This window comes from Bradyrhizobium roseum, assembly GCF_030413175.1.
Taxonomy (GTDB): Bacteria; Pseudomonadota; Alphaproteobacteria; order Rhizobiales; family Xanthobacteraceae; genus Bradyrhizobium; species Bradyrhizobium roseum.
On the sequence record NZ_CP129212.1, the window covers coordinates 3,535,435 to 3,547,875 of the forward strand.

General features: G+C 63.7%; 12 protein-coding genes. 11 read left to right on the top strand and 1 reads right to left on the bottom strand.

The annotated features are described in order from the left end of the window. The gene (locus tag QUH67_RS16945; RefSeq protein WP_300947795.1) at positions 1–699 is read left to right on the top strand and encodes an HAD-IA family hydrolase; all 699 of its coding nucleotides are present in this window, start codon (positions 1–3) and stop codon (positions 697–699) included. A gap of 60 nt (positions 700–759) precedes the next feature. Here QUH67_RS16945 and queF read toward each other — a convergent pair whose 3' ends face one another. Next, complete coding sequence (gene queF / locus QUH67_RS16950) at positions 760–1,227, bottom strand: preQ(1) synthase (protein WP_407080463.1); 468 nt, start codon at positions 1,225–1,227, stop codon at positions 760–762. A 242-nt stretch (positions 1,228–1,469) separates the two neighbouring features. Between queF and eno the strand changes: the two genes are divergently transcribed. The 10 genes from eno (at position 1,470) to QUH67_RS17000 (ending at position 12,353) form a co-directional block, all read left to right on the top strand. Further along, complete coding sequence (gene eno / locus QUH67_RS16955; RefSeq protein WP_300947797.1) at positions 1,470–2,753, top strand: phosphopyruvate hydratase; 1,284 nt, start codon at positions 1,470–1,472, stop codon at positions 2,751–2,753. 50 nt (positions 2,754–2,803) lie between these two features. Beyond that, a complete protein-coding gene (locus QUH67_RS16960; protein WP_300947798.1) occupies positions 2,804–3,940 on the top strand; it encodes a zinc-binding dehydrogenase in 1,137 nt (378 codons plus the stop codon). 171 nt (positions 3,941–4,111) lie between these two features. Further along, complete coding sequence (locus tag QUH67_RS16965; protein WP_300947799.1) at positions 4,112–4,666, top strand: NADPH-dependent FMN reductase; 555 nt, start codon at positions 4,112–4,114, stop codon at positions 4,664–4,666. A 96-nt stretch (positions 4,667–4,762) separates the two neighbouring features. Next, positions 4,763–5,080 (top strand): FtsB family cell division protein, encoded by a 318-nt coding sequence (locus tag QUH67_RS16970; RefSeq protein ID WP_300947800.1) that lies wholly within the window; start codon positions 4,763–4,765, stop codon positions 5,078–5,080. Positions 5,081–5,286: 206 nt separating this feature from the next. Then, positions 5,287–6,306 (top strand): pyruvate dehydrogenase (acetyl-transferring) E1 component subunit alpha, encoded by a 1,020-nt coding sequence (pdhA, locus tag QUH67_RS16975; RefSeq protein ID WP_300947801.1) that lies wholly within the window; start codon positions 5,287–5,289, stop codon positions 6,304–6,306. 48 nt (positions 6,307–6,354) lie between these two features. Next, positions 6,355–7,764, top strand: a complete 1,410-nt coding sequence (locus QUH67_RS16980) for a pyruvate dehydrogenase complex E1 component subunit beta (protein WP_300947802.1) — start codon at positions 6,355–6,357, stop codon at positions 7,762–7,764. Positions 7,765–7,768: 4 nt separating this feature from the next. Beyond that, entirely contained in the window at positions 7,769–8,074 is a 306-nt protein-coding gene (locus QUH67_RS16985) for a DUF5076 domain-containing protein (RefSeq protein ID WP_300947803.1), read from the top strand. Positions 8,075–8,076: 2 nt separating this feature from the next. Beyond that, positions 8,077–9,438, top strand: coding sequence for a pyruvate dehydrogenase complex dihydrolipoamide acetyltransferase (locus tag QUH67_RS16990; RefSeq protein WP_300947804.1), 1,362 nt, complete (start codon positions 8,077–8,079; stop codon positions 9,436–9,438). Between the two features lie 129 nt (positions 9,439–9,567). Further along, the gene (lpdA, locus tag QUH67_RS16995) at positions 9,568–10,986 is read left to right on the top strand and encodes a dihydrolipoyl dehydrogenase (RefSeq protein ID WP_300947805.1); all 1,419 of its coding nucleotides are present in this window, start codon (positions 9,568–9,570) and stop codon (positions 10,984–10,986) included. A gap of 125 nt (positions 10,987–11,111) precedes the next feature. After that, a complete protein-coding gene (locus QUH67_RS17000) occupies positions 11,112–12,353 on the top strand; it encodes a threonine synthase (RefSeq protein ID WP_300947806.1) in 1,242 nt (413 codons plus the stop codon). The last annotated feature ends 88 nt before the right edge of the window (positions 12,354–12,441 follow it).

Below are 12,441 nucleotides of genomic sequence, written 5' to 3' on the forward strand. Positions count from 1 at the left end.
TTGAACCGGTTCAAGGCGATCATGTTCGACGTCGACGGAACCATGGCCGAGACGGAGGAATTTCATCGACGTGCATTCAACGAGGCCTTCAGCCATTTCGACCTGCCGTGGCATTGGGACGTCACAACGTATGGCCGGCTGCTGCGGGTCGCAGGTGGACGCGAGCGCATTCGCCATTTTGTCAAGTCGCTGCCCGATGATCGCTTGAACCTGTCAGACGGCCGCATCAACGATCTGCACCGCTTCAAGACGCGACGATACGGGGAGCTTGTCCAAGGCGGTGCCTGCGGACTCCGACCGGGTGTCACCGACCTGATCCATCGAGCCCGCGACGGACGATTACGGCTGGCGATTGTCACGACCACTTCGCGCGATAACATCCACGCACTGTTGAGCCGACATCTCGGGCCGGATTGGACGCGGAGGTTCGAAGTGATCGTTTCCGGAGACGACGTGCCCAACAAGAAGCCGGAACCGGACGCCTATCACGCGGCGATCCATGCGCTCGGGCTGCCCGCCGCGGGGTGCCTGGCAATCGAGGATTCCCGCAACGGTCTGTTGGCCGCGGCCTCCGCCGGCGCGCCGGTGCTGATTACCCGCAGCTTGTACTTTCGCGACGAGGATTTCACCGGCGCACTTGAAGTCACGGACGATCTGACCGACTTGTCCGACGACTTCTGGTGTGATCCCGACCTCTGATCCCGTGACGGCGCCCTGGCGAAGCCGACCGGACATGAGGGCAGGACCATCTCGGCTGTTCTACCCCCTCCCGCGATAGGGCGCGACGCCCTGGTCGGGCACCCACATTCCCTTGGGCAGCTTGCCGGTCTGCCAGAATACGTCGATCGGGATGCCGCCGCGCGGATACCAGTAGCCGCCGATGCGCAGCCATTTCGGCTTGATCTCGTTCGCGATCCGCTTGCCGATCATGACCGTGCAGTCCTCGTGAAAGGCGCCGTGGTTGCGGAAGCTCGCGACATAGAGTTTTAGCGATTTGGATTCGAGCAGCCACGGGCCCGGCGCGTAGTCGATCACCAGATGCGCAAAATCAGGCTGGCCGGTGACCGGGCAGATCGAGGTGAATTCCGGCGCGGTGAATCGCACCAGGTAATTGGTGTCGGCCTGCGGGTTGGGCACCCGGTCAAGCTGCGCCTTTTCCGGGCTGTCGGGCCATTCCACGGCGCGGCCGAGCTGCAATGATTTTGGCGATGATTTCTTGGCCATCATGATCGTCCTTTGCGGGGCTGACATGGACGCAACCGGCTGCGCTCGTCAACCGGCCTGGAGGAGGGGCGGCGACAAAGCACGGTTTCGGGAAACCGATGGAGATTCATCGCGTTAAGCCGGTATGCCAAAGTAAAGGGCCTGAGGCTCCGAGGGCGTCTTTTCCCAAAGCGTTCACATTTGCCTGCGCGCCGTGTAAGACGCCCCCGAAACCTGACCCGCCATCTTCCAGGAAAGTTTTGGACATGACCGCCATCGTCGACATCATCGGCCGCGAAATTCTCGATAGCCGGGGCAATCCCACCGTCGAGGTGGACGTGGTGCTGGAAGACGGCTCGATCGGCCGGGCGGCGGTGCCGTCGGGGGCCTCTACCGGCGCGCATGAGGCGGTCGAGCTGCGGGATGGCGACAAGAAGCGCTACCTCGGCAAGGGCGTGCAAAAGGCGGTCGAGGCCGTCAACGGCGAGATATTCGAGGCTTTGAGCGATCAGTCGGTCGAGGAGCAGGTCCAGATCGACCAGATCATGATCGATCTCGACGGCACCCCGAACAAGAGCCGGCTCGGCGCCAACGCCATCCTCGGCGTTTCGCTGGCCTGCGCCAAGGCGGCGGCGGAATCCTTCGACATGCCGCTCTATCGCTATGTCGGCGGCACCTCGGCGCGAACGCTACCGGTGCCGATGATGAACATCATCAATGGCGGCGCGCACGCCGACAACCCGATCGACTTCCAGGAATTCATGATCCTGCCGGTGGGAGCCGAGAGCTTTGCCGAAGCGCTGCGCTGCGGTTCCGAGATCTTTCACACGCTGCGGGGCGAGCTGAAGAAGGCCGGCCACAACACCAATGTCGGCGACGAGGGCGGCTTCGCGCCGAATATCCCGTCGGCGGACGCCGCGCTCGAGTTCGTGATGAGCGCCATCGGCAAGGCCGGCTACAAGGCCGGCAGCGACGTGATGCTCGGGCTCGACTGCGCGGCGACCGAGTTCTTCAGGGACGGCGCCTATGTCTATGGCGGCGAGAACAAGACCCGCTCGCGTTCAGAGCAGGCAAAATATCTTGCCGATCTGGTCGCGCGCTATCCGATCGTCACCATCGAGGACGGCATGTCGGAAGACGACATGGAGGGCTGGAAGGAACTGACCGATTTGATCGGCAGCAAGTGCCAGCTGGTCGGCGACGATCTGTTCGTCACCAACGTCACCCGCTTGGCCGACGGCATCAAGAACGGCCGCGCCAACTCGATCCTGATCAAGGTCAACCAGATCGGCACGCTGACCGAGACGCTCGCGGCGGTCGAACTGGCGCACAAATGGGGCTACACCTCCGTGATGTCGCACCGCTCCGGCGAGACGGAAGATTCCACCATCGCCGACCTCGCGGTCGCCACCAATTGCGGCCAGATCAAAACCGGCTCGCTGGCGCGCTCCGACCGCACCGCGAAGTACAACCAGCTCCTGCGCATCGAACAGCAGCTCGGCGAACAGGCGATCTATGCCGGCAAATCGGCGCTGAAGGCACTGGCGTAACGCTTCGGCGTATCCAGATACTACCAACACAAAATCGGGGGAGACGTGCGATGAGCGACGGCAAGAGCGGGTTTCAATTGCGTTCGCTGCTCAAGAAGAGCGGTGAACTCGAACTGTCGCTGGTAAATATCCCGACGCCGGAGCCGGCCGACGACGAAGTCGTGGTCCGGGTCGAGGCGACGCCGATCAACCCGTCCGATCTGGGTCTTCTGATCGGTCCGGCCGACATGTCGACGGCCAAGGTTTCCGGCAGCAAGGACGCGCCGGTGGTGACCGCCAAGATGCCGGAAGCGGCGATGCGGATGATGGCAGGACGGCTCGACCAGTCGCTGCCGGTCGGCAACGAGGGCGCCGGCGTCGTGATCCGGACCGGGGCCTCGGATGCCGCCAAGGCGCTGATGGGCAAGAACGTCTCGATGATCGGCGGCGCGATGTACTCGCAGTACCGCACCGTGAAGGTGCGGGATGCCATGGAGCTTCCCGCCGGCTGCACGCCGGCCGACGGTGCGTCATGGTTCGTCAATCCGCTGACCGCGCTCGGCATGACCGAGACGATGCGGCGCGAAAACCACAAGGCGCTGGTGCATACCGCCGCTGCCTCCAACCTCGGGCAGATGCTCAACAAGATCTGCATCAAGGACGGCATCGGCCTCGTCAACATCGTGCGCAGCAAGGAGCAGGCGGATATCCTGCACAAGATCGGCGCCAAATATGTCGTCGATTCCACTGCTGAAACCTTCATGGACGACCTGACCGCCGCGCTCGTGGAGACCGGCGCCACGATTGCGTTCGACGCCATCGGCGGCGGCAAGCTGGCGGGGCAAATCCTCACCTGTATGGAGGTCGCGGCCAACAAGACTGCCAAGGAATACAGCCGCTACGGTTCCAACGTGTACAAGCAGGTCTACATCTACGGCGGCCTCGACACCCGTCCGACCGAGCTGAGCCGCGCGTTCGGACTGACCTGGGGCGTCGGCGGCTGGCTGCTGACACCGTTCCTGCAGAAGATCGGCCCCGCCGAAATCGGCCGCTTGCGCCAGCGGGTGGCAAGCGAGCTCAAGACCACCTTCGCCAGCCACTACACTCAGGTGGTGTCGCTGCAGGAGGCGCTGCAGCTTTCCAATATCGCCGTCTACAACAAGCGCTCGACCGGCGAAAAATTCTTGATCAACCCGAGCAAGGGCTGACGATTGACGGCATGCGATGGGGCAGGCGGTCCGCGCGGGCGGCTTGCTTCGTCGGCATGATATCCCGAAGCAAACGCAGCGTTTCCGGAACTGCGCTGTTCATGCACTTGCATCTTTTAGCCGATCCGGCTTAAGAGAGTGCAGGCGCTTTTGCTTCACAGGGGATATCCCATGGCCACCCACACCATCGTCACGATCGTCGGTTCGCTTCGCAAGGAGAGCTTTTCGCTCAAGGTCGCCAATGCGCTGGCCAAGCTGGCGCCGGCCTCGCTGAAGCTCGAGGTGACGACGCTGGAGGGCATTTCCTTCTTCAACCAGGATCTGGAAGCCAATCCCCCGGCCGACTGGCTGGCGTTCCGCGAAAAACTGCAGAAGTCGAACGGCGTGCTGTTCGTGACGCCGGAATACAACCGCTCGATCCCCGGCGTGTTGAAGAACGCCATCGACGTCGCCTCGCGTCCCTATGGGAAGAGCTCGTTCCTCGGCAAGCCGATCGGCATCGTGGGCAACGCGCCCGGCGCGCTCGGCGGCGTCAGCGCCGTGAAACATCTGCAGAACATCCTGCCGGGTATTGCCGGCCCGATCCTCGGCCAGCCCGAAGTCTACCTGAACGGCATCGGCGACGCCTTTGACGACAAGGGCCAGCTCACCAAGGAAGCGGTGCAGAAGCTGCTGCAGCAGTACATCGATGCGTTCGCGGCCTTCGTCGAGAAGCAGAACGGGTAAGCGGACTTTCGGCTGCCCCGGCAATAACGGTGGGGGACCGGTGCCCCCTCCGGCCATTTTAGGATTCCATTAACCCGGCCGTCGCATCTTGGGCCCATGGTCTCCCGTACGCGTCTAAAGTCTATCCTCACCGGCCTCGCCCTCTACACGATGGCGGCGCTGATGGTCGGCTATTTCGGCATCAACGCCTATACCGGCAAATACGGGCTGAATGCGCGCCAGGAGCTCGATCAGGAGATCATCGCGCTGACCTCGGAACTGGCCCGGCTTAAGCGGGAGCGGGCGGAGGGCGAGCAGCGGGTTTCACTGTTGCGGTCCAACCGGGTCGACCCCGACATGCTGGACGAGCGGGCGCGCTACCAGCTCGACTACGCCAATCCGCGCGACCTGATCCGGCCCCTGAAGCCGAACTGATTTCTCGTCCGCTGTCACGCGGTTTTGCTTGGGCTGAAGCCAGGCTCGCCGGTCCGCAAATTTCAAAAAACCGCAAAATCAGTTTCGAAAATGTCGCACCACGCTGCACTGCGGCATAGCATTATTTTCCTGAGCGCAGGCAATCCTTTCGCAGGGGTTTGAGTTGGGATAGAGAGGGCTGACCGTCTCACTTATCCGGATTTGCCATGGCCGCACCCAAGAAGAGCGTCGACAAGGAATCAGGGCAGAAGGCAAGCGGATCCCCACCGGAATTCACCAAGGCGCAGGAACTGGCCGCGCTGCGGGACATGCTGTTGATCCGCCGCTTCGAGGAAAAGGCCGGCCAGCTCTACGGCATGGGGGCGATCGGCGGCTTCTGCCATCTCTATATCGGCCAGGAAGCCGTCGTGGTCGGCATGCAGATGGCGCTCAAGCAGGGCGACCAGGTCATCACTGGCTACCGCGACCACGGCCACATGCTGGCCTGCGGGATGGACGCCAACGGCGTGATGGCCGAACTGACCGGGCGGCGCGGCGGCTATTCCAAGGGCAAGGGCGGCTCCATGCACATGTTCAGCCTGGAGAAGAATTTCTTCGGTGGACATGGCATCGTCGGTGCCCAGGTCTCGCTCGGGACCGGGCTGGCGTTTGCCAACCGCTACCGCGGCAATGACTTCGTCAGCGTCGCCTATTTCGGCGATGGCGCCTCCAACCAGGGCCAGGTCTATGAGAGCTTCAACATGGCGGAGCTGTGGAAGCTCCCGGTGATCTATGTGATCGAGAACAACCGCTATGCCATGGGTACGTCGGTGACGCGCTCCTCGGCGCAGACCGACTTCTCCAAGCGCGGCATCTCCTTCAACATTCCGGGCCAGCAGATCGACGGCATGGACGTCCGCGCCGTCAAGGCCGCGGGCGACGAGGCGGTCGCCTGGTGCCGTGCCGGCAAGGGCCCGTTCATCCTGGAAATGCAGACCTATCGCTACCGCGGCCACTCGATGTCCGATCCCGCCAAATACCGGACCCGCGAAGAGGTCGAAAAGATCCGCCACGACCAGGACCCGATTGAACAGGTTCGCAACCGCCTGCTGGCCGCAAAAGTCAGCGAGCAGGAATTGAAGGCCATCGACGCCGAGGTACGCGAGATCGTCAATGCCTCGGCGGATTTCGCCCAACGCGATCCCGAGCCCGATGCTTCCGAACTCTGGACCGACGTCTATCGCTGATTCAAGCCACGCGCAGATAAACTGAGAAGAGTGATTTCGGGAGCCGATATGCCCATTCAAGTGCTGATGCCTGCGCTGTCGCCCACCATGGAAAAGGGCAATCTTGCGAAGTGGCTGAAGAAGGAAGGCGAGACCATCAAGTCCGGCGACGTCATCGCCGAGATCGAGACCGACAAGGCGACGATGGAAGTCGAGGCGACCGATGAGGGCACGCTCGGCAAGATATTGATCCCGGAAGGCACCGCCGACGTAGCTGTCAACACGCCGATCGCGACCATTCTGTCCGACGGCGAGAGTGCCGCCGATCTCGGCAAGGCGCCGGCGGCCGCTCCTTCGGTGGAGGCCAAGGCCGAGGCGCCCAAATCTGCTGAAGCACCCAAGTCCGCTGAAACACCCAAGGCTGCTGAGGTGCCGCAGGCTGAGAAGGTGCCGGCTGCGGTTGCCGCGCCCGATCCGGAAGTCCCCGCCGGCACCGAGATGATCACCCAGACCATCCGCGAAGCGTTGCGCGATGCGATGGCGGAAGAGATGCGGCGCGACGGCGACGTATTCCTGATGGGCGAAGAGGTCGCCGAATATCAGGGCGCCTACAAGGTCAGCCAGGGCCTGCTGCAGGAATTCGGCGCGCGCCGCGTGATCGATACCCCGATCACGGAGCACGGTTTTGCCGGCATCGGCGTCGGTGCGGCGATGTCGGGCTTGAAGCCGATCGTCGAGTTCATGACCTTCAACTTCGCCATGCAGGCGATCGACCAGATCATCAACTCCGCGGCCAAGACGTTGTACATGTCCGGCGGCCAGATGGGCTGCTCGATCGTGTTCCGCGGGCCCAACGGTGCCGCGTCCCGCGTCGCCGCCCAGCACAGCCAGGATTACTCGGCCTGGTATTCGCAGATTCCGGGGCTGAAAGTGATCGCGCCGTTCTCCGCCGCCGATTACAAGGGCCTCCTGAAGGCCGCGATCCGCGATCCCAACCCGGTGATCTTCCTCGAAAACGAGATGCTGTACGGCCATTCCGGCGAGGTGCCGAAGCTGGATGACTATGTCATCCCGATCGGCAAGGCGCGGGTCGTTCGCTCGGGCAAGGACGTGACGCTGATTTCATGGTCGAACGGCATGAGCTACGCGCTGAAGGCCGCCGATGAACTGGCCAAGGAAGGCATCGAGGCCGAGGTGATCGACCTGCGCACGCTGCGCCCGATGGACACTGAGACCATCGTGGCGTCGGTGAAGAAGACCGGCCGCGCGGTGACGGTGGAAGAGGGCTGGCAGCAGTCCGGCGTCGGCGCCGAGATCGCCGCCCGCATCATGGAACACGCCTTCGACTATCTCGACGCGCCGGTGGCGCGGGTGTCCGGCAAGGACGTGCCGATGCCCTATGCGGCCAACCTCGAAAAGCTCGCATTGCCGAACGTGGCCGAGGTGGTCGCGGCCGCCAAAGCCGTTACCTATCGGTAAGGTCATGGCCGGTCCCACCGAACAGCCGCTGCCGCCCGACGTCATCGGCCGCGAGGACGCCGTCGAAGTGCTGCGCGCCTTCGTGGTCGACGGCGGGCTCTCGATCGCGTTCCAGCGCGCCTTCGAGGAGCCGGACATGTGGGGCATGCTGCTGGTCGATATCGCGCGCCATGCGGCCCGGGCCTATTCACGCGAGAGCGGCTACACCGAGGACGAGGCGCTGACGCGGATCGTCGACATGTTTGAAGCCGAAATCAACCGGCCGACCGATATGGGCTCCACCATGCCGCGGTCGCAACAAGGTCACTGACAATGCCGATCAACATTTTGATGCCCGCGCTGTCGCCCACGATGGAAAAGGGCAACCTTGCCAAGTGGCTCAAGAAAGAGGGCGACAAGGTCAAGTCCGGCGACGTGATCGCGGAGATCGAGACCGACAAGGCGACGATGGAAGTCGAAGCCGTCGACGAGGGCACGATCGCGAAGATCCTGGTGCCCGAGGGCACGCAGGATGTTCCGGTGAACGACGTCATCGCGGTGCTGGCCAGCGACGGTGAGGACGTGAAGGCGGCCGGCAGCGGCGCGGCCGCGGCTCCCGCGTCCAAGCCTGCTGAAGCTCCGGCGGCAAAGCCTGCTGCTGCGCCGGCACCGGTCGCAGCCGCGCCCGCCCCGGCTCCTGCCGCCCCAGTGGCGGCTACGGCACCGGCGCCCCAGGCTGCCGCAGCGTTTGCCAAGGCCAATGGCCACGCGCGCGTCTTCTCATCGCCGCTTGCCCGTCGCCTCGCCAAGGAAGCCGGCATCGACATCGCGCGGATCGACGGCTCCGGCCCGCATGGCCGCATCGTCGCCCGCGACGTCGAAGGCGCCAAGTCGGGCAAGGGCCTGAAGGCGCCCGCCGCGGCCCCCAGCGCAGCGCCCGCCGTCGCGCCGGCGATGTCGGACAAGCAGATCCTTTCGCTGTTCGAGGAAGGCTCCTACGAGATCGTGCCGCACGACGGCATGCGCCGCACCATTGCGCAGCGTCTCACCGCGGCGACACAGATCGTTCCGACCTTCTACCTCACCATCGACTGCGATATCGGCCGGCTGCTCGACGCGCGCGAGCAGATCAATGCGGCCGCGCCGAAGGACAAGGAAAAGAAGCCGCTCTACAAACTGTCGGTCAACGACTTCGTCATCAAGGCGCTCGCGGTGGCGTTGCAGCAGGTGCCGGATTGCAATGTCAGCTGGACCGAAGCCGGCATGATCAAGCACAAGCATTCCGACATCGGCGTCGCCGTCGCCATGCCCGGCGGGCTGATCACGCCGATCATCCGCAACGCCGAGAGCAAGTCGCTGTCGACCCTTTCCAACGAGATGAAGGACCTGGCGGCCCGCGCGCGCACGCGAAAACTCAAGCCGCAGGAATATCAGGGCGGCACGTCTTCGGTGTCCAACCTCGGCATGTTCGGCATCAGCCACTTCACCGCGGTCATCAACCCGCCGCAGTCGACCATCCTCGCGGTCGGCGCCAGCGAGGAGCGGGCGGTGGTGCGCAACGGCAAGATCGAGGCCGCCCACATCATGAGCGTGACGCTGTCCTGCGATCACCGCGCCATCGACGGCGCGCTTGGGGCGGAGTTGATCGGCGCATTCAGGCGGCTGGTTGAAAACCCGGTCATGATGATGGTTTGAGCCGCGGACGGTGAATCGTAGGGTGGGCAAAGGCGCGAAGCGCCGTGCCCACCCTATTTCATAGCGTTGGAAGGCGGTGGGCACGCTTCGCTTTGCCCACCCTACGAGGTAAGTTGAACGGGAGCCGCCATGGCCGACACATCCTTCGACGTCATCATCATCGGCTCCGGCCCCGGCGGCTACGTCACCGCGATCCGCGCCGCGCAGCTCGGCTTCAAGACCGCGATCATCGAAAAATCCTATCTCGGCGGCATCTGCCTGAACTGGGGCTGCATTCCGACCAAGGCGCTCTTACGCTCGGCGGAAATCTACCACTACATGCAGCACGCCAAGGATTACGGGCTCTCCGCCGAAAACGTCTCGTTCGATCCGAAAGCCGTGGTGGCGCGCTCGCGCGGCGTTGCAAAACGTCTCAATGACGGCGTCGGCTTCCTGATGAAGAAGAACAAGGTGACAGTGATCTGGGGCGCGGCCGCGATCGACGCACCCGGCAAGGTCACGGTGAAAAAATCCAGCGTCGAGGCGCCGAAGGGCGCGCTGGGCGAGGGGACGTATCAGGCCAAGCACATCATTGTCGCGACCGGCGCGCGGCCGCGCGTGCTGCCGGGCCTGGAGCCCGACAAGAAGCTGGTCTGGACCTATTTCGAGGCGATGGTGCCGGAGCGGATGCCGAAATCGCTGCTGGTGGTCGGCTCGGGCGCGATCGGCATCGAGTTCGCCTCGTTCTTCCACACCATGGGCGCCGACGTCACCGTGGTCGAGGTGCTGCCGCAGATCCTCCCGGTCGAGGACGCGGAAATCGCAGGTCTCGCGCGAAAACGGTTCGAGAAGCAGGGCATCAAGATCCTCTCCAACACCAAGGTGACAAAGCTGGAGAAGAAGGCCGACAGCGTCGTCGCCACCATCGACGACGGCAAGCAGCCGCAGACGGTCGAGTTCGAGCGGGTGATCTCCGCCGTCGGCGTGGTCGGCAACATCGAAGGGCTCGGCCTGGAAAAGCTCGGCGTCAAGACCGACCGCGGCTGCGTCGTGATCGACGGCTATGGCAAGACCAATATCCCCGGCATCTATGCCATCGGCGATGTCGCCGGCCCCCCGATGCTGGCGCACAAGGCCGAGCACGAGGGCGTGGTCTGCATCGAGGCGATCAAGGGCCTGCATCCGCACGCCATGGACAAGAACCTGATCCCCGGCTGCACCTACTGCCACCCGCAGATCGCCTCCGTCGGCCTGACCGAGGCGAAAGCGAAAGAGGGTGGCCGTGAGATCCGTGTCGGCCGCTTCCCGTTCGTCGGCAACGGCAAGGCGATCGCGCTCGGCGAGGACCAGGGTCTCGTCAAGGTCATCTTCGACAAGAAGACCGGGCAACTGCTCGGCGCGCACATGATCGGCGCGGAAGTCACCGAGCTGATCCAGGGCTATGTGGTCGCGATGAATCTCGAGACCACGGAAGAGGAATTGATGCACACGGTCTTCCCGCATCCGACGCTGTCGGAGATGATGAAGGAAGCGGTGCTCGATGCCTATGGCCGCGTGCTGAACGTCTAAACCAGTCCTCAACCGTCATGCGCGGGCTTGACCTGCGCATCCATCACGCTTCACGAGAGTCTTGCGAGGGAGATGGATTGCCGGGGTCAAGCCCGGCGATGACAAGCAAACGAGAAAGAACAATCGTGAAAGACAACGACAACCTGACCATCGAACGTCCGACGTTCGTAACCCATCTCGAATGCGCGATGGAAGGCGATCACTATCCCGCCGACCAGATCCATAACCTCTCGAAAGCGGGCAAACCGCTGCTGGTGCGCTATGACCTCGCCGGCGTGAAGCAGGCGCTGACCAAGGATGCGCTGGCCCAACGCCCCGCCGACATGTGGCGCTACCGCGAACTGCTGCCGGTTCGGAAAGTCTCTGACATCGTCAGCCTCGGCGAGGTCATGACGCCGCTGATCCGGCTGCCCAAGCTTGGCAAGAAGCTCGGCGGCGGTGAGATCATCGTCAAGGACGAGGGCCGGCTGCCGACCGGCTCGTTCAAGGCCCGTGGCCTTGTCATGGCGGTGTCGATGGGCAAGGCGCTCGGCATCAAGCACATGGCGATGCCGACCAACGGCAATGCCGGCGCGGCGCTGGCGGCGTATGCGACGTCCTGCGGCATCAAGACCACGATCTTCTGCCCGGCCGATACGCCGGAAGTGAACGTCAGCGAAATCGAGTTGCAGGGCGCGACCGTCTATCGCGTCAATGGGCTGATCGACGATTGCGGCAAGATCGTCGGCGAGGGCAAGGCCAAGGCCGGCTGGTTCGATACCTCGACGCTGAAGGAGCCGTACCGGATCGAGGGCAAGAAGACGATGGGCCTCGAACTGGCCGAACAGCTCGGCTGGGAGGTGCCCGACGTGATCTTCTATCCGACCGGCGGCGGCACCGGCCTGATCGGGATGTGGAAGGCGTTCGCCGAACTGGAAGCCCTCGGCTTCATCGGTTCCAAACGGCCAAGGATGGTCGCGGTGCAGGCCTCGGGCTGCGCGCCGATGGTGCGTGCTTTTGAAGCAGGCACCGAGCACGCGCCGCGCTGGGAAGATGCTCACACCATCGCATCCGGCATCCGTGTGCCGCAGGCGGTCGGAGATTTTCTGATCCTGCGCGCGGTCCGCGAGAGCAAGGGATTTGCCATTGCGGTTCCGGACGAGAAGATTTCTGCTGCGCTCAACGAAGTGGCGCGCGAGGAGGGGCTGCTGTTGTGTCCGGAAGGGGCGGCGACGTATGCTGCCTATCAGCAAAGCCTCGCCGATGGCCGGGTCACGAAAAGCGATCGCGTCATGCTGTTCAATTGCGCGACAGGGCTTAAATATCCGCTGCCGCCGGTCACGCGCACGCTCGATCGTCACCAGCCGATCGACTACGCGCAGTTCTAAGGCCGCCCTCATCGTGAGGAGGCGCGAAGCGCCGTCTCGAAGGATAGCCGCGAGTCCGGTGGCTCATGGTTCGAGACGCGCGGCGTGC